The organism is Arthrobacter sp. BB-1, from assembly GCF_006151685.1.
Classification (GTDB): Bacteria; Actinomycetota; Actinomycetes; order Actinomycetales; family Micrococcaceae; genus Arthrobacter.
This window is the reverse complement of record NZ_VDEV01000026.1, coordinates 1-23,351: the sequence shown is the minus strand read 5'-3', so window position 1 is coordinate 23,351 and position 23,351 is coordinate 1. Positions and strand designations below refer to the sequence as shown.

Below are 23,351 nucleotides of genomic sequence, written 5' to 3'. Positions count from 1 at the left end.
AGACCGCGGGATCTCACGATGATTAGTTTGAATTGGACGAGCTACCCGCCAAAGTGCGTGGAGTGTGGAAATTCCTATTGAAGCAAATCGTAATACTGCGCGTCGCCAATCTGCTCGACAGAAAAGCTTTGCCGTACCCAAGCGACGATCTTCGCCGACTCGCCGCGTCCTTCAAGCGTCAGAGGAGGCAACTCGTGGATGACAAGTGAAGCCACCTTGCCCTCTCTGACCATTGTCTGAAACTGCTCCAGTGTTGGATAGGGGTCCGTCCCATCAAAACCGCCAATGGGCAGCACGGAGCGTCCGCTCTCCAGTTGGTAGTTGGCCGCCGTCTCTGACCCCACCATGGCAGCCGTCCATCGTGTGCTTTCAGGGGCCGCACGAAGCCTAGAGACCACTGCTTGTTCCGGAACGTCGCCGAACATCACCGCGATGAAGCTGGCAGGCACGTCCGGTCCGAGCTGCTTCCGATCGGGATGGTCTGTCCTGATCCCCAGAATGCTGGGCCCGGCTACAACGCCAGCGCCGATGTGAGGGCTTAATACCGTGTTTATGGACCAGACGACAGGGCCGACCATGAGCGCGACCGCGAGAATACCCACGGAGACAGCTCTAAGAATCCGAGAAGGTGGAGGAAGAACCGTCAGGGCGATTGCGGCTGACCCTACAGCGAGCGCAACCTCCGGCCCCAACGGAAAATCAGCAGTTGAGCGGCTAGCGGAGACGAAGCCAATGATCATTGTTGCCAGGAGAGTGCCTGTTAGCGCGACGCGCATCCCTGGGCGGTGTCGGAGACGATACATGTGGATCAGGCCCATGGCCGCCAGACAACTCAACGGAGGTACAAGGGTCAACGAATAGTAGGGGTGGACGATCCCGGACATGAACGCCAAGACCGTGGCCGAACAAAGAAACCAGACGCCGCAAAGAACCAGGAGCGCTCGGTATTGCTTGCTGCCGCTGCGCCGCTTGATGTGCCATATTGCCAGGCAAAGGCCAACGATCGCTAGGGGCAGGAACCACCCGAACTGTCCGGAAAATTGTGGCTGAAGGAAACGTTGAAACCCCGGATCGAGTTTTTCCGCGAGGTTGGCTGCAGTTGGGGACATGGTGCGGCTGGCGTCTTCACCGGTAAGCCGATCCAGGCCGTTGTACCCCAATGTGAGCTCAACGGCGCTATTGAAACGGGACCCTCCTACAAAGGGTCGGCTGGAAGGCGGGGTCATCTGTACCAGCACGAACCACCAGCCGCCTGTGACGCAGGCCGCCAAGAGAGCGGCCACGAGGTGGAGAAAACGCTTCAGAATCGGGGCACTGGCAAATACAAGGTAGCTGATGGCAACAGCAGGCAGAACGAGTGCAATCTGAAGTTGCTTGGTTAGCAGAGCGGCTCCTGTGAGCGCTCCGGCCAAAATAAGCCACCGCACACTGCTGCGCCGGATTGACTCTAGGGTGGCGTACGCAACTCCGATCATCAGCAAAGTGAGCAGTGCATCGGGATTGTTGTAGCGGAACATAACCGTCGACACGGGAGTTATGGCCAGGGCGGTGGCAGCAAGAAAGCCAGCAGCCGCGCTGACACTTGTATGAAGCATGCGGTAAAGCAGATAAACGCTTGCGACTCCCGTTAGCGCCTGTGGCACCAGAATGCTCCACGGATTCAAGCCGAACGCCCATACGGACGCCGACATCACCCAAAGACTAAGCGGAGGCTTATCGACGCTGATGGCGTTGCCCGGGTCAGAAGACGAAAAAAAGAAGGCGGTCCAGTCCTGGGAACCGGCCATGGCAGCTGCGGAATAGTAAGAATTTGCCCAGCCGTTGCGGTCCAAGCCCCAGAGATATAAGAGGCTTGTCAGTGCTAGGAGAATCCAGAGGGGCCAGCCCTCGCTCGCCCGAAGGGCAGCGGGGTAGAGCGGCCGCGCCGTAGCCCTCAAGATGGAGAGTACTTTTCCCGAAACTTCAGATGCCCCAACAGAGCTCTCGGTCGTAGCCTTCAAGCGGCCGACGCAACTTTGGCGCTCGAAGGGATGGGCTGGGAAGCATATTCCACGGTGCGAAGTCGGAATACCCAGATACGCAGCAGGACGAAGCGCATGAGAGTGGCAAGGACATTTGCTCCGGTCAGTGTCACGAGCTCCATCGTAGATGAGGCGTCCGGCGAAATGGCATGCAGGGCCAAAAGCGATGATGACGTTAAGGACCAGGCCAAAGAAAATACAACGAGTCCCTGGAACTGCTGTGTGAAGAGCTTTTCCGGACCGTTGATACCGAACGTAAATCGTCGGTTGGCGGCCGTGTTGCCGATCGCCGTCAGGAGGAGGGCCAGGAAGTTGGCCTGCTGAGCCCCAAGCGGACCTTGGAACAGCAGAAACAACAGCGCGAAGGCCACAGTGGATATACCTCCAACCATGCCGAATCGAATGACCTGGCCGAAGAAGCTTGGTCGAGACTGCGGAACGATTGGGCGTCGCCCGAGCTCAGCGTAGATGGCTTGAACAGGAATCGACCCCCTCACCAAGGATCCTGCAACACGAACAAGTCCCCGAATGTCGTCGATCGCAGTCTGTTTGATATCCACTCTGCTGTCCGGGTCGTCAACCCAATCAACTGGGATTTCGTGGATCCGAAGTCCTGACCGCTCGGCAATAATCAGGAGCTCTGTGTCAAAGAACCATCCGTTGTCCTCGATGTGAGGAAGCAGCGTCCTGGCGACGTCGGCTCGGATAGCTTTGAAACCGCATTGCGCATCGGAAAAGCGCACCTGCATCGTGCGCTTCAGTAGAAAGTTGTACGACCGCGAAATGAATTCCCGTTTAGGGCCACGGCTGACGCGGGAACTCTGACCTAGTCTTGTGCCGATGGAGATATCTGAGTGACCGGACAACAGGGGTGCAACTAACGGCGGCAGGGCCGCCAGGTCCGTGGAGAGGTCTACGTCTACATATGCCAAGACTTCGGCCGTGGACGCGCTCCATGCGTCGCGAAGGGCACGCCCGCGCCCCTTTGCGTCCAAACGCCTGTAGGCGACGTTGGGCATAACCTCAGCCAGCCGGGCGGCAATAATTGGTGTGTTGTCAGTGCTGGCGTTGTCAGCAATGGTAATCTGCCACGACGCCGGCATTTCCAGTTTCAGATAATTCGCGAGCTCGGTGATGCTCTTTTCGAGTACTGATTCCTCATTAAAAACCGGTACAACAATTTCAAGCGCCAGGCCCCCGTGGCTAAGTTTCATGCTGTGTATGCTATAGACGCGCGTGGGGGACCCGCTAGCGCAGAGTGGGATCTTGGGCATTAACTGATGGAAAACTTGGGGAATCCTTGATGGAGTGGGTTTTAGCTTTGCCAGGCCTTGCAGGAGCGGTCGTCGTGCTCTTATGTCCAGGACTGCTCCTGGGCTGGGCGTTGGGGCTCCGGCAGGTGTGGATGATTTCACTTGCACCCGTCTTGACGGCATCACTTGTTGCGGTGTCCACGCTCGCCAGTTGGTGGCTGCATATTGGCTGGAATGTCAGTGTCTTCGCCTTCACTGTTGCGTTGTTCGCTGGATTGGTCCTTGTCGTGGTTCGTTTCATAAGTAAACGCTGGCCGGACAGCTTTGCTTGGCGACCAGTCGGCGACACGGCGGGGTCTGCATACTGGATTGCCCTGTTGGCAAGCGGCCTCTTCCTGACGGTCCGCTATGTTCAGATTGTTGAGCGGCCTGGCAACATCAATCAGGGCATCGATGCGCCGTTTCACCTGAATCTTGTACAGCAAATTCTCGATTCCGGGGACGGCTCGCCATTTTCCGTACGGGCATTACTGGGTGAGTCGTCCGGTTTTTATCCTCAAATCTGGCACGCGCTCGCGGCGTTGACGTCGCAGGTGACGCGGCTGCCCGTGGTTGAAGCCGCCAACGCCCTCAACTTCGCCATAGTCGCTCTCTCCTGGCCGCTTGGCGTGCTTCTTCTTGTTTACTTGGTTGTCGGCCCTAAAGCTGTTGCCCTAGTTTGCGCTGGAGTTGCCAGCGCGGGTTTCTTCGCCTTCCCCTTCACAGTGATGCAGAGCCAGAAGAGTGATTTTGGGCCGCTGTTTCCCTACATGCTTGCTGTGACTTTCCTGCCGCCGCTCATTGCGGTTTTGGCGACGGCATTGAAGTTTGGCAACAGGATGCCGATGCCATGGCCATTGGCCGCAGGAACGCTCGCGCTAGGGCTTCCGGGATTGGTCAACACGCACATGTCGGGCCTCGTAGCTCTCGTTGGGCTTTCATCAATCTTCGCGGTGATGGCAGCTAGGAGGTCATTCCGGGGGCTCAGACAACGGCGGTCGGATCTTTTTGGATATCTGAAATGGACGGCGTTATGGATCACGGCCTTTTCCTCGGGTCTCATAGTGTGGGCGGTCGTACGCCCTTGGACCACTACTTGGGATCCAATTGATTCCCTCCCGGCCGCAGCCGGCAGTGTACTTCTCACCGCACCTACCCATGGGGATGTGACCTGGGCACTCGCGGCCCTGACTTTGATTGGAACCGCACAGCTAGTTCGGCACCCAAGGGAACGATGGTTTCTGGCGTCCTATGGGGGTGCGGCAGCACTTTACTTGGTGGCGGCCGCTGTTCCGGCTTCCGCACCCCTGATCAGGGAGATAATCATCGGCGCATGGTACGGCGACCCTCCCCGCCTTGCTGCACTCCTTCCGATGTTCTGGGCGGTACTTGCCGGCGCAGCCAGTGCTTGGATCTTCGAAAGCCTGAAGCGATACAGGGTACGCTGGATCGTTCCAGTGGGCGTCGCAGCGTTGGCCCTGTCCATCGTCATTTGGCCAACAAACTCCGAAACGGTCCCCGGCCGGGAGCGGACCTACGCTTTGGCTGACGACTCTCCTCTACTAAGTCCTAACGAACTTGAGCTGCTCAGCCGGTTAGGTACTCATGTACCAAAAGGTGCCGTTATAGCGAATAACCCTTGGAACGGCAGTTCTACGGCATATGCCGTAGCAGATCGCCGAGTACTTTTTGCGCACGCGTACACTGGTTCCAATCCAGACCGCCTGATAGCAGCGGAAAAGCTTAACCAGGCCAATCCTGAATCTGACCTCTGCGAGGCCGTGAAAAGGGAGAACATTCAGTTCCTCTTGGACTTCGGCAGGAAATACATTGATCCAAAACGCAAGGAAGTCAACGACTTCCCCGGCATAGAGGTCCCGAAAAACTCGTCGGCCTTCGTCAAGGTAGACGAGGAAGGGGACGCAGCCCTGTACAGGTTTGTCGGCTGCGACTCCTAGCTACCGGCCCGTAGATACAAGGTGCTGAAGCCCCATCCTCTAGACTTGACCGGTGCCTAGATTATTTGGAACTGATGGTGTCCGGGGCCTTGCGAACGGCCTGTTGACTGCGGAGCTGGCGATGCAGCTGGCCCAGGCGGCCGCCGTCGTGCTCGGCCACGACCGCAACTCGAACGGGTCACGGCCGCGCGCCGTCGTGGCCCGCGATCCGCGCGCCAGCGGTGAGTTCATCGCCGCCGCGGTGGAGGCAGGGCTCTCCAGCTCGGGCATTGACGTCTACGACGCCGGCGTCCTTCCCACACCCGCGGCGGCCTACCTGGTCGCTGACCTGGACGCTGACTTCGGTGTAATGATCTCCGCGTCCCACAACCCCGCTCCGGACAATGGCATCAAGTTCTTCGCCCGCGGCGGCCAGAAACTCCCGGACGACGTTGAGGACGCTATCGAGGCGCAGATGTCCAAGGAAGCAGTGCGCCCGGTCGGTGCCGACGTGGGCCGCATCCAGCGCTTCTCCGACGCCGAGGACCGCTACATCGTGCACCTCCTGCGCACGCTGCCGCACAACCTCGAAGGCCTCAAAGTGGTCCTCGACTGTGCCCACGGCGCCGCCAGCGGCTGTTCACCCCAAGTGTTCAAGGATGCAGGCGCGGAAGTCGTCGTCATCGGTGCCGACCCTGACGGCCACAACATCAATGACGGCGTCGGCTCCACCCACCTCGGCCCCCTCAAGGAGGCGGTGCTGAAGTACAGTGCGGACCTCGGCATTGCGCACGACGGCGACGCTGACCGCTGCCTCGCCGTGGACCACGAAGGCAACGAGGTGGACGGCGACCAGATCATGGCCATCCTCGCGGTGGCCCTGAAAAAGTCCGGCAAACTCAAGGACGACGTCCTGGTGGCCACGGTCATGAGCAACCTGGGCCTCAAGATCGCGCTCCGCAACGCGGGCATCACCATCCGCGAAACAGCTGTAGGGGACCGCTACGTCCTTGAGGAAATGCGCGACGGCGGGTTCAACCTGGGCGGTGAACAGTCCGGCCACGTGATCTTCGCCGACCACGCGACAACAGGCGACGGCGTCCTCACCGGCCTGCAGTTGGCGGCCCAGATTGCCCTGACCGGAAAACCGCTCAAGGAACTGGCCGCCGTGATGACCAAGCTTCCGCAGGTGCTCATCAACGTCAAGGGCGTGGACCGCACCCGGGTGGGCAAGAACGACGTCCTGGCCCAGGCCGTGGCGGCGGCGGAGGCCGCGCTTGGCGATACTGGCCGTGTGCTGCTCCGGCCCTCCGGCACGGAGCCGGTGGTGCGCGTGATGGTGGAAGCCGCTGACGAAAACACAGCGCAGTCCATCGCCGAACACCTGGCTCAGGTGGTGCGCACCGAGCTGGCACTGGAACTGGTCAGCGAGTAACACGCCGGCAAACAAGAAGTGGCCCGTTCCGAAGGGGAACGGGCCACTGTCGTCTGGAAATACGCTAGGACGCCCGGCTCTTCAAAGCGTCCCGAATTTCCGTAAGCAGGGCTATCTGCGGGTCCTCCGCGGACTCCTTCTTCACGTCCTGGCCGATCCCCAGCCTGCGGTTACGGCGCTCGATCATGAGGTTCATCGGCAGGATCACAACGAAATAGATGGCGGCGGCGATCAGCACGAACGAGATGACCGAGGAGATGACCCGCCCGTACAGGAAGCCCTCCCACTGCATTTCCTCAATGCCCTTCGCCTGGAAAAGGAGTCCGATCAGCGGGGTCAGCAAGCCTTCCACGATCGATGTCACGACGGCGCCGAACGCGGCACCCATCACGACGGCGACGGCAAGGTCAACGACATTGCCCTTCATGATGAAATTCTTGAATCCAGTCAGCATGTGAACCAAGCTAGTGCAGGCGGATGCAGGCAACGAAAACGAGACTCCAACCGTCGGAGAGGTTACAGCGTCTCTTGCGATCCGTAGGACGAATAGTCGAACCCTGCCAATTCTTTAGTCGTATTCTTCCGCAGCGTCTGGCTCGGCCTTAGGATGAGCTGATTAGTTGATGGGGGCAGCTTGACACTCGACACAGCCTTTATAGCGGGCAGAAACTCGCTGAATGCCTTGCGTCTGCTAATGGCAGCGTTGGTGATCGTGGCCCACAGTTGGTGGTTGACTGGGCTTGGTCCAGGACCCGCTCTGGCGGGAGGGCAGCTCGGGTCGTGGTCTGTAGTGGGTTTTTTTGGGATTTCTGGGTATCTCATCACTCTCAGCCGGATCCGGGCCGTGAGTAGCCTAGCCTTCTTTAGCGCGCGCTTTCTTAGAATAATCCCTGGCCTTGCGGTGTGTTTGGCGGTCACGGCCTTTGTGTTCGCGCCCCTGGCAACACTATTCGGTAACCGCAGCTACAGCCTTGACGAGGCGATTGACTATGTGCTCATCAACATCACTATCCTAGGAACTCAGCTCGGACGGACGCCCATAGGATCGACTCTTTCAGGTATTCCAGGTGCCGACGAATGGAACTCTCCCTTATGGACGCTGTTTTGGGAGGTCATGTGTTATCTCTTGATTGGATTTCTCGCCTACCTCAAGCCTGAGCTGTTCCGCGCTGCTATCGTCGTGATCTTCGGAGTTGTAGTGGGAGCTCTGCTGATGCAAGTGGCTGCTTACGGGCCGACCGCTGGCGTTTGGGGAAGGGTTCTTTGCCCTGTCGCCACCTTTTTGGCAGGGTCCCTGTTGTGCCTGTTTCGGGCGCGTGTCGTCATCAAGACGAGTGTCGTGTCCATGGCGTTGTGCCTGCTGGTGGTTTCGTTCTTGGCAGGAAATACCTTGGCGTTATGCCCTCTGCCGTTTGCCTACCTCACCCTTGTTCTTGGCGCCTCACCCGTGTTTCATCGCATCGGATCTCGTTTCGACATTTCATACGGCATGTATATCTACGGATGGCCAGCCCAACAGATTCTGGTTCTCGCTGGTGTGGCAGCCGCGGTGCCATTAGGAACCTTCGCATTCCTTTCATTAGCCGTAACGGCGCCTCTAGCGTGGTTGAGCTGTGCATTCGTCGAAGGTCCTGCGCAGGAAGTTGCCCGTCAGGTGGGAGCTCGCAACCGGTTTAGCAGGCACCTGACGATCTCTTGATGCTGGCAGTTAGTCTGCCAAAATGGCCCTTAGCCGATCCCGCCGAAAGTCGTTCACGGATACCCCGGCGCAGCCTCCACGCCGAAGTACTCCTCGAGCGTGAAAATCCCGCGCGCAACCATGTCCGTAGCCGCTTCCACCCCGATGTACCGGAGGTGCCACGGTTCGTAGTAGTAGCCCGTGATGGGATGGAACATCCAGGGGTAGCGCACCACGAACCCAAACCGATGACCGTTCGCCTTGGCCCACACGGCTGCGGGCTGGTCCGCAAAGCAGGGCTGGAAACTGCACGCGCCCGCGCCGTCGGCGATGTCGAACGCCCACCCCGTCTGGTGTTCCGAGTAGCCGGGCCGGGCACTTGCAGTGTCCGCATCCGCCTGGCCCCGCGCAGCAACATAATTGTTGTACGTTGCCACCTGCGTGGCGTAGGAGCGGTACCCGCTGGCCAGGACCATGGCAACGCCATCCCGCGCGGCAGCCGCAAACATCGCCTCCGCAGCGGCCGCCGTCGTGCTGTTCAGCAGCGTAGCCTCACCGGAAGCGGTCATCGCGACGGCGGGCGCCACCAGGTCAGCCGGCACATAGGTAGCCGGGACCAGGGGGCGGTGCTTGTTGACCACCAGCCAAGGGCTTGCAGGGTCCGTGACGGAGAACTGCCGCGGCAGCGCTGCGGAGGGCGACGGCGCGGGGGACGGCGCAACAGGCGCGGCAACCTCGGTGGCGGGCGCCGCCGTCGTGCTTTCCGGAGCGGGCGTAGAGGTAATGGGTGAAGAGGCGAAAGCGGACGACGGCGCCACTGCCGCGGGTGCCTCCGGCGTGCACGCTGCCAAAACAGTCAGTCCGGCACCGGCCGCGAGGAAGCGGGTGAAGCTGCGCCGGCTGGTCGCGGCTGCCGCAAGGGAGGGGACAGCGGAGCAGTCGTGGCACACCTGGGTTAAACCTTCCGGAGCAACATGCGGCGGATGGTGTGGTCCGCCTCCTTGGTGAGCACCAGCTGTGCCCGGCCCCGCGTGGGGAGGACGTTCTCTTCCAGGTTGGGTTCGTTGATCCGCTTCCAGATGTCCCGCGCCGTGGTCTCCGCCTCCTCGTCGGAAAGGCTGGCGTAGCGGTGGAAGTACGATTCCGGCTGGGCAAACGCGGTGCTCCGCAGCTTGCGGAACCGGTCCACGTACCATTCCTCGATGTAGGAGGTCTTGGCGTCGACGTAAATGGAGAAGTCGAAGAAGTCGCTCAACGCCAGGCCCTGCCGGCCGTCGTGCCGCGGCCGCGCCGGTGCCAGGACGTTCAGCCCCTCGACAATCAGGACATCCGGCCGGCGGACCACCACTTCCTTGTCCGGGACGATGTCATACGTCACGTGCGAATACCACGGGGCGCGCACTTCCTCCGCGCCGCTCTTGATCTCACTCACAAAACGCAGCAGGGCACGCCGGTCGTACGACTCCGGGAAGCCCTTGCGCTCCAGCAGCTGCCGCCGCTTAAGTTCGGCGAGCGGGTACAGGAAGCCGTCCGTGGTGATCAGTTCCACATTGGGGGTGCCGGGCCAGCGCCGCAGCATCTCACGGAGCACGCGCGCAATGGTCGACTTCCCCACCGCCACGGACCCCGCCACGCCGATCACAAACGGGGTGCGCTGGGTGTGCTCACCGAGGAACGTGGTCGTGGCGGCGTGCAGCTGCCCGGCAGCCTCGACATACAGGTGGAGGAGCCGCGACAGGGGAAGGTAGACCTCTCGGATTTCCTTCATGTCCAAGGGATCCCCGAGGCCGCGGAGACGGATGATGTCCTCTTGGTTGAGAGGCTGTTCCATCTCGTCTGCGAGCCGGGACCAGGTCTGCCGGTCCAGCTCGACGAACGGGGAGACACCCTCCCCGTTCGCCTCGTTGCGTTGCAAAGTCACGTTAGAGATTCTGCCCCTCGCCCGGCGCATAGCGAAATGGAAGCTGATTTGAGCGCGGCGGCTGCGTCAAAGCTCACCGCGTATAACGGCCCGCGCAGAGTGTCCCGGTTTAGATGTAGGGCACCCCTGCCGATAGTCTTGAGCCTATGTGTGGAATCGTGGGATATGTAGGCCGTTCTGATAACGGCGGAAGTCACAGTGCGCTGGATGTTGTCCTTGAGGGGCTGCGCCGCCTGGAATACCGGGGCTACGACTCCGCCGGGGTGGCTGTGGTGTCCCAGGGCGTGATCGAGTCCCGGAAGAAGTCCGGGAAGCTGAGCAACCTGATCGCCGAACTTGAGGCGCGTCCGCTGCCGGAGACGGTCACCGGGATCGGCCACACCCGCTGGGCCACGCACGGCGGCCCGACGGACCGGAACGCGCACCCGCACCTGGCCGACGGCGGCAAGCTCGCCGTGATCCACAACGGCATCATCGAAAACTTCGCCGAGCTCAAGCAGGAGCTGCTGGACAAGGGCGTGACGTTCCTGTCCGAGACGGACACTGAGGTGGCCGCGGCGCTGCTGGGTGACATTTTCCGGAACAAGCTTGGCGGGGACGCGTCCGACGGCGGCCTGACCCGGGCCATGGAGCTCGCCTGCCAGCGCCTTGAGGGTGCGTTCACGCTCCTTGCGGTCCACGCTGACCAGCCCGACGTTGTGGTGGCAGCCCGCCGCAACTCGCCCTTGGTGGTGGGCCTGGGCGAGGGGGAGAACTTCCTCGGCTCGGACGTGTCCGGGTTCATCGACTACACCCGCCGTGCGGTGGAGCTGGGCCAGGACCAGATTGTCACGATCACCGCGGACACGGTGGAGATCACCGACTTTTACGGCAACCCGGCCGCGGGCAAGGAATACCACGTGGACTGGGATCCTGCCTCCGCCGAAAAGGGCGGGTTCAGCTCGTTCATGGAGAAGGAAATCCATGACCAGCCCGACGCCGTCGCGCAGACCCTGCTGGGCCGCTCCGACATCAACCACAAGCTGACCCTGGATGAGCTGCGGATCGATCCGGAGCAGCTGAAGCAGGTCAACAAGATCATCGTCCTGGCCTGCGGCACCGCCGCGTATGCGGGCATGGTGGCCAAGTACGCGATCGAGAACTGGTGCCGGATCCCCACCGAGGTGGAGCTCGCGCACGAGTTCCGCTACCGGGACCCGATCCTGGATGCGAACACCCTGGTGGTGTCCATCAGCCAGTCCGGGGAAACCATGGACACCCTGATGGCCGTCCGCTACGCCCGTGAACAGGGCGCCAAGACCATCTCGATCTGCAACACCAACGGCTCCACCATCCCGCGCGAGTCCGACGCCGTGCTCTACACGCACGCCGGCCCGGAAATCGCGGTGGCCTCCACCAAGGCGTTCCTGGCCCAGATCACCGCCGCGTACCTCCTGGGCCTGTACCTGGCCCAGCTGCGCGGGAACATCTTCTCCGGCCAGATCAAGGACGTCCTCGCGGACCTGAACAAGATCCCCGCGAAGATCCAGACCATCCTGGACAACGCCGGCCCGCTCCGCGAACTGGCCCGCAGCATGGCCAACGAGAAGTCGGTGCTGTTCCTGGGCCGCCACGTGGGCTACCCCGTGGCCCTCGAAGGCGCTTTGAAGCTGAAGGAAATCGCGTACATCCACGCCGAGGGCTTCGCCGCCGGCGAGCTCAAGCACGGCCCCATCGCCCTGATCGATGAAGGCCAGCCGGTGTTCGTGGTGGTCCCGTCCCCGCGCGGCCGCGACTCCCTGCACGCCAAGGTGGTCTCCAACATCCAGGAAGTCCGCGCCCGCGGCGCCCGCACCCTGGTCATCGCCGAGGAAGGCGACACCGCCGTCCGCGACTACGCCGAGCACGTCTTCTACGTCCCGGAAACCCCCACCCTGCTGATGCCGCTGCTGACCACCGTCCCGCTGCAGATCTTCGCCGCGGAACTCGCCCAAGCCAAGGGCTACGACGTGGACCAGCCACGCAACCTCGCCAAGAGCGTCACGGTCGAGTAACCAGTCGTGATCGAAACGCTGAAGCCCCGGGCACGCCGCCCGGGGCTTCAGCGTTTTTGGAACCTGTTCGCGTGACTTTTGCCGGTCCCGGCAGCAGGGGGCCCGGAAGCACAGGGCAGCCATTAAGCTGTGGGCCCAAAAACCACGCATTCCTGCCGGGCCCGGCAGGGGCGGGAGTCATCGGGCGCCACCGTAGAATAAGCCGCATGATTGTTGGCATTGGCGTTGACGTTGTAGACATCGAGCGGTTCGGCCGCCAGCTTGAGCGCACCCCCGGCCTCCGGGACCGGCTGTTCGTTCCTGCCGAGCGGGAGTTGAACACCCGGTCCCTCGCCGCGCGGTTTGCCGCGAAGGAAGCTGTGGCCAAGGTCCTGGGAGCGCCCGCCGGCATGAACTGGCAGGACTGCTGGATCGGCCTGGACCACAACGGGCCCACCGTCCAGGTGAAGGGCACCGTGCTGGCCGTGGCAGAGGCCAAGGGCGTCAAGCGCTGGCACCTCTCCATCAGCCACGACGGCGGCATCGCCACGGCCACGGTCCTGGCCGAAGGCTGAGCCGGCGCCCGCTCCAGGACTGACGTGATCAGCGCCTACACCGGCACCCAGGTCCGGCAAGCCGAGGAACCGCTCCTCGCCTCCGGACTGGCCGACGTCCTCATGCAGCGCGCGGCGCACGGCCTTGCCAATGCGGTCATCGCGGAGCTGAAGGCCCGCGGCCGCCGAATCTACGGCGCCAGCGTCGTGGTGCTGGCCGGCAAGGGCAACAACGGCGGGGACGGCCTGTACGCGGCCGCTTTCCTAGCGGCCCGGGGTATGCGTACGACGGCGGTGCTCACCGGGGACTCCGCCCACGCCCTGGCGTTGGCTGCCTTTGAGCGCGCCGGCGGCCGGCTGCGGCACGTTACGGAAGCGGCACCCGGGGAACTGGCGGCAGAGGCGGCGCCTGCCGACGTCGTCATCGATGCCGTGCTGGGCACAGGTGCGAAAGGCGGGCTGCGGGGGAGCGCTGCCGACCTTGTGTCCGCCCTCGCCGGGCTTGTGGCCGGCCGCGGCGGACACAGCTTTGTTGTGGCCTGCGACCTTCCCAGCGGGGTGGACGCCGATAGCGGCGAGGCCTTCCTGCCGGTGCTGCCGGCGGACCTGACCGTCACGTTCGGCGGCGCCAAGGCGGGCCTGCTGGCCGACCCCGGTGCCGACTACGCCGGCAGGGTGGACGTGGTGCCGATCGGCATCGAGGAACACCTTCCCGAACCTTCGCTGCACCGGCTCGACGGCCTGGACCTGGCCCGGCTGCTGCCACGCCCGGCCCGCCGCGCCCACAAGTACTCGCGCGGGGTGCTGGGGGTGGTGGCAGGCTCCGCCGAGTATCCAGGGGCGGCCGTGCTGGCCTGCCGGGGCGCGCTGGCAGCCGGGGTGGGGATGGTCCGCTACCTCGGTCCGCCCGAAGTGGCGGACCTGGTGCGGCAATCCTGCCCCGAGGTGGTCTGCAGCACCGGCACCGTTGCCGAGAACCGTGTCCAAGCGTGGCTGGTGGGCTCGGGGATGGGGCCGGGGGACCACGACCAGCTCCAGCGCGCCCGCGACGCTGTGGACTCCGACCTCCCGGTTGTGGCGGATGCCGGGGCCCTGCCCGCGCTGCCCGATGTCCTGCCGCCGCACGTTGTGCTCACCCCGCATGCCGGCGAGCTGGCCGCACTCCTGCAGCGCCTCGGCGGGACCGAGGACAGGGATGCCGTCGAGGCCGGCACCCTGGCCGCCGTCCGCCGGGCTTCGGAACTGACCGGTGCCACAGTGCTGCTCAAGGGCGCCACCACCCTGGTGGCCGCCCCCTCCGGCGGCGTGTACAGCCAGGCCGACGGCACACCCTGGCTCGCCACCGCCGGCAGCGGGGACGTCCTGGCCGGCGTCATTGGTGCGCTGCTCGCCCAGGGAGGTTCCGACGTCGGACGCTTCCGGAAGGCAGGCATCGACGCGGAGGCGCGGTGGGCGGCCATTGCCGCGCTGGGAGCCGCGCTGCACGGCAGGGCCGGCACCTCGGCGTCGGACGCTTGCTCCGGCGGTCCGATCGCTGCTGGCGGAATTGCCGACGCCTTACCCGAAGTGTGGGGTAAAGTCAGCATGCTTAGTAACGCTGGGGCCGGGAAATGTAATAGTCACAGCCAGCCGCTACGGTAGGCATTAGTTCGCACCGGCAGTAGGGGCGCTCCTGCTCCTCTGCTGCCGAATCACAAAGAGGAGCATTATGGAAGTCTGGCCTGGATCGGCTTATCCCCTTGGCGCCACGTACAACGGCACCGGCACCAACTTTGCCCTGTTCAGCGAACGAGCAGAAAAGGTCGAACTTTGCCTTTTTGACGAGGAGGGCAAGGAAACCCGCATCGAACTGGACGAAGTGGACGGGTATGTGTGGCACTGCTACATCCCGCAGGTCCAGCCCGGCCAGAAGTACGGCTACCGCGTCCACGGGCCCTACGACCCCGCGTCCGGCAACCGCTTCAACCCCAACAAGCTCCTGCTGGACCCCTACGCCAAGGCTGTCCACGGCCAGGTCGACTGGGATCCGTCGCTGTTCACCTACAACCTGGGCGAGCCGGACTCGATCAACAACGAGGATTCCGCCAGCCACATGATGATGGGCGTGGTCATCAACCCGTTCTTCGACTGGGACGGCGACCAGAACCTGCGGATCCCCTACCACCAGTCGGTCATCTACGAAGCCCACGTCAAGGGCCTCACCCAGCTGCACCCGGAAATCCCCGAGGAGCAGCGCGGCACCTATGCCGGCGTGGCGCATCCCGCCGTCATCTCCCACCTGCAGAAGCTCGGCGTCACCGCCATCGAACTGATGCCGGTGCACCAGTTCGTCAACGACGGCACCCTGCAGGACAAGGGCCTGAACAACTACTGGGGCTACAACACCATTGGCTTCTTCGCGCCGCAGAACACCTACAGCTCCACCGGCGACACCGGCCAGCAGGTCCAGGACTTCAAGGCCATGGTCCGGTCCCTGCACAAGGCCGGCATCGAGGTCATCCTGGACGTGGTGTACAACCACACCGCCGAAGGCAACCACCTGGGTCCCACGCTGTCCTTCAAGGGCATCGACAACGCCGCCTACTACCGGCTGATGGAGGGCGACGAGAAGCACTACATGGACTACACCGGCACCGGTAACTCCCTGAACGTCCGCCAGCCGCACTCCCTCCAGCTGCTGATGGACTCGCTGCGCTACTGGGTCACCGAGATGCACGTGGACGGCTTCCGCTTCGACCTCGCCTCCACCTTGGCCCGTGAGTTCTATGACGTTGACAAACTGTCCACCTTCTTCGAACTCATCCAGCAGGACCCGGTAGTCTCCCAGGTCAAGCTCATCGCCGAACCCTGGGACGTGGGCCCCGGCGGCTACCAAGTGGGCAACTTCCCGCCGCAGTGGACGGAATGGAACGGCAAGTACCGCGACACCGTCCGCGACTTCTGGCGGGGCGAGCCCGCCACGCTCGGCGAATTCGCCTCCCGCATCACCGGCTCCGCGGACCTCTACGAGCACTCCGGCCGGCGCCCCGTGGCGTCCATCAACTTCGTCACCGCGCACGACGGCTTCACACTGGCGGACCTGGTGTCCTACAACGAGAAGCACAACGACGCCAACGGCGAGGGCAACAACGACGGCGAATCCCACAACCGGTCCTGGAACTGCGGTGTTGAAGGTCCCACCGATGACCCGGTAGTCCTTGGCCTGCGCGCCCGCCAGCAGCGGAACTTTATCGCCTCGCTGCTGCTGTCCCAGGGCGTCCCCATGCTCCTGCATGGCGACGAACTGGGCCGCACCCAGCAGGGCAACAACAACGGCTACTGCCAGGACTCCGAACTGACCTGGATCAACTGGGACACGGTGGACCAGCCGCTGATCGAGTTCACGTCAGCGGTCAACGCGCTGCGCGCCAAGCACCCCACCTTCCGCCGCAGCCGGTTCTTCGACGGCCGGCCCGTGCTGCGGGGCGAGGGCGAACGCCTGCCGGACATCGTATGGCTGGACCCGTCCGGCGAGACCATGAAGCCGGAAGCATGGGACAGCGGATTCGGCCGGTCCGTGGGCGTCTTCCTGAACGGGCACGGCATCCAGGGCAAGGACAGCCGCGGGCGGAGGATCACCGACGTGAACTTCCTGCTGTACTTCAACGCGCACGATGACACTGTGAAGTTCACGCTGCCATCCGACGAGTACGCCCCCGCCTGGGACGTCATTATCGACACCGCCGGGCAGAACGCGGACACCAAGCCGGTCAACGCCGGCGAGCCGCTGCCCGTGGAGGCGAAGTCCCTGGTGGTCCTGCGGGCCCACACCATCGAGGAAGTGGAACCCGACCATTCCGTGGCGGCCTCCCTGGCGGCATTGACCCAGACCGCCACCAGCGAAACCGAGTCGCTCACCGCGCCCATGGTGGCCGAGCCCGGGAAGACCACCAAGGTGGGCGCACGGAAGTCCCCCAACAAATGAGGGTTCCCGCGTCCACCTACCGCCTGCAGATCCGCAAGAGCTTCACCCTGTTCGACGCCGCGGAAAAGGTCCCTTACCTTAAGGACCTCGGCGTCGACTGGGTCTACCTCTCACCCATACTGACCGCTGAGCAGGGCTCGGACCATGGCTATGACGTGACCGACCCCTCCGCCGTGGACCCGGAGCGGGGCGGCCCCGAAGGCCTGCTCGCCCTGTCCAGGGCTGCACGCGAACACGGCATGGGCGTCCTGGTGGACATCGTGCCTAACCACGTGGGCGTGGCAACGCCTGCCCAGAACCCGTGGTGGTGGTCCCTGCTGAAGGAAGGGCAGGGCTCGCCCTATGCTGAAGCCTTCGACGTCGACTGGGACCTGGGCGGAGGAAAGATCCGGCTGCCGATGCTCGGCTCCGGCGAGGACCTGGACAAGCTGGAGGTCAAGGACGGGGAGCTCCGCTACTACGACCACCGCTTCCCGCTCGCCGAAGGTTCCTACTCCGACGGCGATACGCCCCAGGAGGTGCACAGCCGCCAGCACTACGAGCTGATGGACTGGCGCCGCGCGGATGCCGAGCTGAACTACCGGCGTTTCTTTGCGGTCACAACTTTGGCGGGCATCCGGGTGGAACTTGCCAGCGTTTTCGAGAAGGCGCATTCCGAGGTGGGCCGGTGGTTCAAGGAAGGCCTGGTGGACGGCCTGAGGGTGGACCACCCGGACGGCCTGGCTGATCCTGCGGGCTACCTTCGCTGGCTGAAGGACCTCACCGGCGGAGCCTACGTGCTGGTGGAGAAGATCCTCGAGCCGGGCGAGGTCCTGCCGCAGGACTTCGCCACCGAGGGCACCACCGGCTATGACGCACTGGCGGATGTGGACCGGGTGTTCATTGACCCGGCCGGCCAGCAGGCGCTGGATGCCCTGGACGCTGCCCTGCGGGGCTCACCAGCTCCGGCGGATTACGCCGAGATGATCCGCGGCACCAAGCGGATGATCGCGGACGGTATCCTCCGGTCCGAGGTGCTGCGGCTGGCCCGGCTGGTGCCGGAATCCCACGGACTTTCGGTGGAGCAGGCCGCTGACGCCATTGCGGAAATCATCGCGGCCTTCCCGGTGTACCGGAGCTACCTGCCTACCGGTGCCGAGATCCTCAAGGAGGCGTGCGAGTCCGCCGCCGCCCGCCGGCCCGAGCTGGACGTTGCGGTGGGGACGCTGCTGCCGCTGCTCCTCGACCCTGCCAACCCCATCGCAGTCCGGTTCCAGCAGACCTCCGGCATGGTGATGGCCAAAGGCGTGGAGGACACTGCGTTCTACCGCTACACCCGCCTGGGCACCCTGACCGAGGTGGGCGCCGAGCCCACCGAGTTCTCGGTGTCCCCGGAGGAGTTCCACCACCGGATGCTGCGGCGCCAGCAGGAACTGCCCCTGTCCATGACCACCCTGTCCACCCACGACACCAAGCGCAGCGAGGACGCCCGGGCCCGGATCTCGGTCATCGCCGAACTTCCCCAGGAGTGGACGGACACCCTGGACACCCTCCGGGAGCTGGCCCCCGTTCCTGACGGCCCGTACGAGAACCTTCTCTGGCAGGCGATCGTCGCCGCCTGGCCGGCCAGCCGGGAACGGCTCCAGGGCTACGCGGAAAAGGCCGCCCGGGAAGCCGGCAACTCCACCACCTGGACGGACCCGAACGAGGAGTTCGAATCGCAGGTCAAGGCGGCGGTGGACGCCGTGTTCGACGACGAGCGGGTCACCAAAGTGGTGGAGGACTTCGTGGCACGGATCGATTCGCACGCCGCCTCCAATTCCGTGTCCGCCAAACTGGTCCAGCTGACCATGCCCGGCGTGCCGGATGTGTACCAGGGCAGCGAGTTCTGGGAACGGTCCCTCACGGATCCGGACAACCGGCGGCCGGTGGACTTTGCGGTCCGCCAGGAGGAGCTGGCAAAGCTCGACGGCGGAACATTGCCTGAGGCGGGTACCGAAGCCAGCAAGCTCCTGGTCACCTCCCGGGCACTCCGGCTCCGGCGCGACCGGCCCGAACTGTTCCAGGGCTACAGCCCGGCGACGGCCACAGGTCCGGCGGCCGGGCACCTGCTCGCGTTCCACCGCGGGACGGAAGGCGCGCCCGGTGCCCTGACGCTGGCCACCCGGTTGCCCGCCGGACTGGCAGCCGACGGCGGCTGGCGGGACACCGCCGTCGAACTTCCCGTTGCCATGCAGGACGCGCTCACCGGCGCCGGTTACGCAGCTGGCGCCGTTTCGGTCGCGGACGTGCTGGGTACCTACCCGGTGGCTTTGCTGGTACCGGTGGATGGAGAACAGGCATGACCCTTGTGAACAGTGGCCCCGAGCGCTTCGACGTCTGGGCTCCGGAGGCCTCTTCGGTGACCCTAGTGGCCGACGGCCGGCAGTACCCGATGCTGAAGAAGGAGACGGCGCCCGGCTCGGAAGGCTGGTGGACCGCTCCGGACGCGCCGGGCAGTGGCGAGGTGGACTACGGCTACCTGCTGGACGGGGACGGCCACCCGGTGCCGGATCCGCGCTCGCGCCGGCTGCCGGCGGGAGTACATGAACTGTCCAGGACCTTTGATCCCGCCGCCCACGCCTGGCAGGACAGCGGCTGGAAGGGGAAGGAGCTGCAGGGTTCTGTCATCTACGAACTCCACGTGGGAACCTTCACGCCAGAGGGAACCCTGGAGGCCGCAGCCGCAAAGTTGGGCTACATGGCAGACCTCGGCGTCGACTTCGTGGAACTGCTGCCGGTCAACGGCTTCAACGGAACCCACAACTGGGGGTACGACGGCGTCCAGTGGTACGCGGTCCATGAAGGTTACGGCGGGCCGGCGGCCTACCAGCAGTTCGTGGACGCGGCGCATGCTGCCAGCATTGGGGTCATCCAGGACGTTGTCTACAACCACCTCGGCCCCAGCGGCAATTACCTGCCCAGGTTCGGCCCGTACCTGAAGCAGGGCGACGCCAACACATGGGGCGACTCGGTGAACCTGGACGGCCCCGGCTCCGACGTGGTGCGCGAGTACATCCTGGACAACCTGGCGCTATGGCTCCGCGACTACCACGTGGACGGGCTTCGGTTGGACGCGGTGCACGCCCTGCGCGACGAGCGGGCCGTGCACATCCTGGAGGAATTCGGTGCCCTGGGCGACGCGGTCTCCGCCGAAACGGGCCTGCCGAAAACCCTGATCGCAGAATCGGACCTGAACAATCCGCGCCTGCTCTATCCCCGGGATGCCAACGGCTACGGACTGGACGGGCAGTGGAGCGACGATTTCCACCACGCGGTCCATGTCAGCGTCAGCGGCGAGACCACCGGGTACTACTCCGACTTCCAGTCCCTGGGGGTGCTGGCGAAGGTCCTCAAGGACGGCTTCCTGCACGACGGCAGCTACTCCAGCTTCCGGGGGCGCCACCACGGCCGGCCCATCAACGCTTCGCTGGTACACCCGGCGGCGCTGGTGGTCTGCAACCAGAACCACGACCAGATCGGCAACCGCGCCACAGGGGACAGGCTGTCCCAGTCGCTGTCCTACGGGCAGCTGGCCGTTGCCGCCGTACTCACGCTGACCTCGCCCTTCACGCCGATGCTGTTCATGGGCGAGGAGTTTGCCGCCAGCACGCCTTGGCAGTTCTTCACATCGCACCCGGAACCGGAGCTCGGCAAGGCGACTGCGGAAGGGCGCATCAAGGAGTTCGAGCGCATGGGGTGGGATCCCGCCGTCGTGCCCGATCCCCAGGATCCGGAAACCTTCCGCCGGTCCAAGCTGAACTGGGACGAGGCCGCCGCGGGCGACCACGCGCGGCTGCTGGAGCTGTACCGTTCCCTGACGGCGCTTCGCCGGGAGCATGTCGAACTTGCCGGGCTTGGCTTTGGCGGGACGGACGTGACGTACGACGACGACGCCGGCTGGCTGCGTTTCCGGCGGGGGAGCGTTGAGGTGCTGCTGAACCTGTCGGACGCCAAGGTCCGGCTGGAAAATGTCCCCGGCTCAGTCCTGCTGGTGACCGATGAGGCTACCGCCCTTGAGGGTGAGGCCCTGGCGCTGGCGCCCTGGAGTGCGGCTATTGTGAAGTCCTGACCCGACATTCAGGCAAGGTTACGCCGCGGGCTGTTGTCAGCCCGCGGCGTAACTTTTGCTCCTTCGGTTGTTGCCCGCGTCACAGCTGGCAGGATGGGACCTATGACTTACTCCGCGGCGGAAGACCGCTACGAATCCATGCCCTACCGCCGCGTCGGCCGCAGCGGACTCAAACTCCCGGCCATCTCCCTCGGCCTCTGGCACAACTTCGGCGACGACAAGCCCTTTGACGAACAGCGCGCCATCCTCCGCCGCGCCTTCGACCTCGGCGTGAACCACTTCGACCTTGCCAACAACTACGGCCCGCCCGCCGGATCGGCCGAGACCAACTTCGGCCGGCACCTGCGTGACGACTTCAAGCCCTACCGCGACGAACTCATCATCTCCACCAAGGCCGGCTACTACATGTGGCCTGGCCCGTTCGGGGAATGGGGCTCCCGCAAATACCTCATTTCCAGCCTGGACCAGTCCCTGCAGCGCATGGGCCTGGACTACGTGGACATCTTCTACAGCCACCGGCCGGATCCCGAGACTCCGATGGAAGAGACGATGGGCGCCCTGGACTACGCCGTCCGTTCGGGCAAGGCGCTGTACGCCGGCATCTCCTCCTACACCCCGGAGCAGACGCTTGAGGCGGCCCGGATCCTGAAGGAACTCGGCACGCCGCTGCTGATCCACCAGCCCAGCTACTCCATGCTCAACCGGTGGACGGAGAACGGCACCCCCAACCTCTACGAGGCTTTGGACCAGGTGGGGGCGGGCTCCATCGCCTTCTCACCGCTTGCCCAGGGCATGTTGACGGACCGGTACCTCAGCGGCATTCCCGCCGATTCCCGGGCCGCGCAGCACAAGTCCCTGGACCAAGGCCTGATCACCGAAGAGAAGCTAAACCGGGTCCGGGGCCTGCACAGGATCGCCGAGGGCCGCGGGCAGTCCCTGGCCCAGATGGCCGTCGCGTGGATCCTGCGGGACCAGCCGAAGGGCTCGCCGGTCACGTCCGCCCTGATCGGTGCCTCAAGCGTCCGGCAGTTGGAGGACACCCTGTCCGCCATCAACAATCTCGACTTCACCGCGGATGAGCTGAACGCCATCGATGAATTCGCCGTGGAATCGGACATCAACCTCTGGAAGCAGACCGTCTGACTCCGTTACGGCTGTTTCACTGAGTGGGACAGGGGAACACTCCCTTGTCCCACTCCGTTGGGTACTATGAAAAGGCGCCGCGCGGCGCCGTGCCTGCCGGCCGCCGTCGTACTTCCTCCGAAGCCGAACCGGCCGGCTGACGTTTGTCCTCAAAGGAGTTCCGTGTCTTCACATCCGATTCGTGTTGCAATCGTCGGCGTAGGAAACTGTGCCGCTTCGCTGGTCCAGGGCGTCCACTACTACAAGGACGCAGACCCCAAGGCCACGATCCCCGGCCTGATGCACGTTGAGTTCGGCCAGTACCATGTGGGTGACGTTGAGTTCGTCGCCGCGTTCGACGTCGACGGCAAGAAGGTCGGCGTTGACCTGGCCGACGCCATCCTGGCCAGCGAAAACAACACCATCAAGATCGCCGACGTGCCGCCCACCGGCATCACCGTCCAGCGCGGCCACACCCTCGACGGCCTCGGCAAGTACTACCTCGAGACCATCGAGCAGTCCACCGAAGAGCCCGTGGACGTTGTCCAGGCACTCAAGGTCGCCAACGTTGACGTTATGGTCTGCTACCTGCCCGTCGGCTCGCAGGAAGCTGCAGAGTTCTACGCCCAGTGCGCCATCGACGCCGGCGTGGCCTTTGTCAACGCCCTGCCCGTGTTCATCGCCGGAACCAAGGAGTGGGCTGACAAGTTCACCGCCGCCGGCGTGCCGATCGTGGGCGACGACATCAAGAGCCAGATCGGCGCCACCATTACGCACCGCGTCATGGCCAAGCTGTTCGAAGACCGCGGCGTTACCCTGGACCGCACCTACCAGCTCAATGTCGGCGGCAACATGGACTTCAAGAACATGCTGGAGCGCGACCGGCTGGAGTCCAAGAAGATCTCGAAAACCCAGGCCGTCACGTCCAACGTCGAAGCCGAACTGGCCGCCAAGGACGTGCACATCGGCCCGTCCGACTACGTCCAGTGGCTCGATGACCGCAAGTGGGCGTTTGTCCGCCTCGAGGGCCGCAACTTCGGCGACGCGCCCGTGTCGCTTGAGTACAAGCTGGAGGTCTGGGACTCACCCAACTCCGCCGGCGTGATCATCGATGCCATCCGCGCCGCCAAGATCGGCCTGGACCGCGGCATCGGCGGACCCCTGCTTTCGGCATCGAGCTACTTCATGAAGTCCCCGCCGGAGCAGTTCAACGACGACCTCGCCCGCGAAAAGGTGGAAGCCTTCATCCGCGGAGACCTCGAGCGCTAAGCGTTGAGCCCGTCTGCCCCCTTGCGACCCTCTCTCACTTAACGTCGGTTTCTGGA

General features: G+C 64.0%; 16 protein-coding genes. 11 read left to right on the top strand and 5 right to left on the bottom strand.

Annotated elements, in window-relative coordinates; translation table 11 throughout:
- Positions 1 to 74: 74 nt before the first annotated feature.
- Together FHJ30_RS14155 and FHJ30_RS14150 are read right to left on the bottom strand one after the other, a co-directional pair.
- Positions 75 to 1,787 carry a glycosyltransferase family 39 protein gene (locus FHJ30_RS14155; protein ID WP_171059054.1) on the bottom strand — a complete coding sequence of 571 codons (1,713 nt, stop codon included), beginning with the start codon at positions 1,785 to 1,787 and terminating at the stop codon, positions 75 to 77.
- Positions 1,788 to 1,996: 209 nt separating this feature from the next.
- Positions 1,997 to 3,235 (bottom strand): glycosyltransferase, encoded by a 1,239-nt coding sequence (locus FHJ30_RS14150; RefSeq protein ID WP_139029915.1) that lies wholly within the window; start codon positions 3,233 to 3,235, stop codon positions 1,997 to 1,999.
- A gap of 89 nt (positions 3,236 to 3,324) precedes the next feature.
- Between FHJ30_RS14150 and FHJ30_RS14145 the strand changes: the two genes are divergently transcribed.
- Entirely contained in the window at positions 3,325 to 5,271 is a 1,947-nt protein-coding gene (locus FHJ30_RS14145; protein ID WP_179997641.1) for a DUF6541 family protein, read from the top strand.
- Positions 5,272 to 5,323: 52 nt separating this feature from the next.
- Positions 5,324 to 6,685: a phosphoglucosamine mutase gene (gene glmM, locus FHJ30_RS14140; protein ID WP_139029913.1), complete on the top strand. Its 1,362-nt coding sequence runs from the start codon at positions 5,324 to 5,326 to the stop codon at positions 6,683 to 6,685.
- 64 nt (positions 6,686 to 6,749) lie between these two features.
- On the opposite strand, the gene mscL is transcribed toward glmM, so the two are convergent.
- The gene (mscL, locus tag FHJ30_RS14135; RefSeq protein ID WP_139029912.1) at positions 6,750 to 7,139 is read right to left on the bottom strand and encodes a large conductance mechanosensitive channel protein MscL; all 390 of its coding nucleotides are present in this window, start codon (positions 7,137 to 7,139) and stop codon (positions 6,750 to 6,752) included.
- Between the two features lie 180 nt (positions 7,140 to 7,319).
- Here mscL and FHJ30_RS14130 point away from each other — a divergent pair, with 180 nt between their 5' ends.
- Positions 7,320 to 8,384 carry an acyltransferase gene (locus FHJ30_RS14130; protein WP_139029911.1) on the top strand — a complete coding sequence of 355 codons (1,065 nt, stop codon included), beginning with the start codon at positions 7,320 to 7,322 and terminating at the stop codon, positions 8,382 to 8,384.
- 53 nt (positions 8,385 to 8,437) lie between these two features.
- Here the strand turns inward: FHJ30_RS14130 and FHJ30_RS14125 are convergent, their stop codons facing one another.
- Complete coding sequence (locus tag FHJ30_RS14125) at positions 8,438 to 9,313, bottom strand: D-alanyl-D-alanine carboxypeptidase family protein (protein WP_139029910.1); 876 nt, start codon at positions 9,311 to 9,313, stop codon at positions 8,438 to 8,440.
- Between the two features lie 5 nt (positions 9,314 to 9,318).
- Positions 9,319 to 10,314: a type I pantothenate kinase gene (gene coaA / locus FHJ30_RS14120; protein WP_171059052.1), complete on the bottom strand. Its 996-nt coding sequence runs from the start codon at positions 10,312 to 10,314 to the stop codon at positions 9,319 to 9,321.
- A gap of 116 nt (positions 10,315 to 10,430) precedes the next feature.
- On the opposite strand from coaA, the gene glmS reads away from it, so the two are divergent.
- From glmS to FHJ30_RS14080, 8 genes are all read left to right on the top strand, one after another.
- Positions 10,431 to 12,317 carry a glutamine--fructose-6-phosphate transaminase (isomerizing) gene (gene glmS / locus FHJ30_RS14115; RefSeq protein ID WP_139029908.1) on the top strand — a complete coding sequence of 629 codons (1,887 nt, stop codon included), beginning with the start codon at positions 10,431 to 10,433 and terminating at the stop codon, positions 12,315 to 12,317.
- A gap of 206 nt (positions 12,318 to 12,523) precedes the next feature.
- Entirely contained in the window at positions 12,524 to 12,871 is a 348-nt protein-coding gene (locus tag FHJ30_RS14110) for a holo-ACP synthase (RefSeq protein WP_013601780.1), read from the top strand.
- Positions 12,872 to 12,895: 24 nt separating this feature from the next.
- The gene (locus FHJ30_RS14105) at positions 12,896 to 14,491 is read left to right on the top strand and encodes an NAD(P)H-hydrate epimerase (RefSeq protein ID WP_139029907.1); all 1,596 of its coding nucleotides are present in this window, start codon (positions 12,896 to 12,898) and stop codon (positions 14,489 to 14,491) included.
- A gap of 67 nt (positions 14,492 to 14,558) precedes the next feature.
- On the top strand, positions 14,559 to 16,814 hold the full coding sequence (gene glgX / locus FHJ30_RS14100; protein WP_139029906.1) for a glycogen debranching protein GlgX: 2,256 nt from the start codon (positions 14,559 to 14,561) through the stop codon (positions 16,812 to 16,814).
- Positions 16,811 to 19,138, top strand: a complete 2,328-nt coding sequence (treY, locus tag FHJ30_RS14095) for a malto-oligosyltrehalose synthase (RefSeq protein WP_139029905.1) — start codon at positions 16,811 to 16,813, stop codon at positions 19,136 to 19,138. Before glgX ends, treY begins: the two co-directional genes overlap by 4 nt.
- The gene (gene treZ, locus FHJ30_RS14090; protein WP_139029904.1) at positions 19,135 to 20,904 is read left to right on the top strand and encodes a malto-oligosyltrehalose trehalohydrolase; all 1,770 of its coding nucleotides are present in this window, start codon (positions 19,135 to 19,137) and stop codon (positions 20,902 to 20,904) included. The genes treY and treZ overlap by 4 nt, the downstream gene beginning before the upstream one ends.
- 102 nt (positions 20,905 to 21,006) lie before the next feature.
- Entirely contained in the window at positions 21,007 to 22,047 is a 1,041-nt protein-coding gene (gene mgrA, locus FHJ30_RS14085) for an L-glyceraldehyde 3-phosphate reductase (RefSeq protein WP_139029903.1), read from the top strand.
- Between the two features lie 162 nt (positions 22,048 to 22,209).
- Positions 22,210 to 23,295 (top strand): inositol-3-phosphate synthase, encoded by a 1,086-nt coding sequence (locus FHJ30_RS14080; protein WP_139029902.1) that lies wholly within the window; start codon positions 22,210 to 22,212, stop codon positions 23,293 to 23,295.
- Positions 23,296 to 23,351 lie beyond the last annotated feature (56 nt).

Excerpts from the sequence above, each read along its gene's own strand:
- FHJ30_RS14155 (WP_171059054.1), bottom strand. The coding sequence starts at position 1,787 with ATGGCCGGTTCCCAGGACTGGACCGCCTTCTTTTTTTCGTCTTCTGAC.
- FHJ30_RS14150 (WP_139029915.1), bottom strand. The coding sequence starts at position 3,235 with ATGAAACTTAGCCACGGGGGCCTGGCGCTTGAAATTGTTGTACCGGTT.
- FHJ30_RS14145 (WP_179997641.1), top strand. The coding sequence starts at position 3,325 with ATGGAGTGGGTTTTAGCTTTGCCAGGCCTTGCAGGAGCGGTCGTCGTG.
- mscL (WP_139029912.1), bottom strand. The coding sequence starts at position 7,139 with ATGCTGACTGGATTCAAGAATTTCATCATGAAGGGCAATGTCGTTGAC.
- coaA (WP_171059052.1), bottom strand. The coding sequence starts at position 10,314 with ATGCGCCGGGCGAGGGGCAGAATCTCTAACGTGACTTTGCAACGCAAC.
- glmS (WP_139029908.1), top strand. The coding sequence starts at position 10,431 with ATGTGTGGAATCGTGGGATATGTAGGCCGTTCTGATAACGGCGGAAGT.
- FHJ30_RS14110 (WP_013601780.1), top strand. The coding sequence starts at position 12,524 with ATGATTGTTGGCATTGGCGTTGACGTTGTAGACATCGAGCGGTTCGGC.
- glgX (WP_139029906.1), top strand. The coding sequence starts at position 14,559 with ATGGAAGTCTGGCCTGGATCGGCTTATCCCCTTGGCGCCACGTACAAC.
- treY (WP_139029905.1), top strand. The coding sequence starts at position 16,811 with ATGAGGGTTCCCGCGTCCACCTACCGCCTGCAGATCCGCAAGAGCTTC.
- treZ (WP_139029904.1), top strand. The coding sequence starts at position 19,135 with ATGACCCTTGTGAACAGTGGCCCCGAGCGCTTCGACGTCTGGGCTCCG.
- mgrA (WP_139029903.1), top strand. The coding sequence starts at position 21,007 with ATGACTTACTCCGCGGCGGAAGACCGCTACGAATCCATGCCCTACCGC.